This window comes from Shewanella litoralis (assembly GCF_009828585.1).
GTDB classification, from domain to species: domain Bacteria; phylum Pseudomonadota; class Gammaproteobacteria; order Enterobacterales; family Shewanellaceae; genus Shewanella; species Shewanella litoralis.
On record NZ_WSRZ01000147.1, the window covers coordinates 1 to 290 of the forward strand.

Below are 290 nucleotides of genomic sequence, written 5' to 3' on the forward strand. Positions count from 1 at the left end.
CCGGGACCTCGCCGGGCAACTCGGAATCAGCGTTCGCACACTGCAAGACGGATTCACGCGGCACGTGGGACTCCCGCCGATCACCTACCTGCGCGAGATCCGGCTCGCGCAGGCACACGCCGACCTCGCCGCGGGCGACGCCGGGACGTCGGTGTCGGCGACGGCCTGCAAGTGGGGCTTCACCCACCTCGGACGCTTCGCCGCCGCCTACCGCGACCGCTACGGGGAACACCCCTCGGAAACCTTGCGCGCCTCCGGCACGGACACCCTGCAGGTCTGACATCACGAAT

At 70.0% G+C, this 290-nt stretch carries 1 protein-coding gene; it reads left to right on the forward strand.

The window, feature by feature from the left end; translation table 11 throughout:
- Window positions 1-280, forward strand: a 280-nt coding sequence (locus GQA99_RS20440) for a helix-turn-helix transcriptional regulator (RefSeq protein WP_160057046.1), incomplete at its 5' end; no start/stop codon positions are given.
- Between the last annotated feature and the right edge of the window lie 10 nt (window positions 281-290).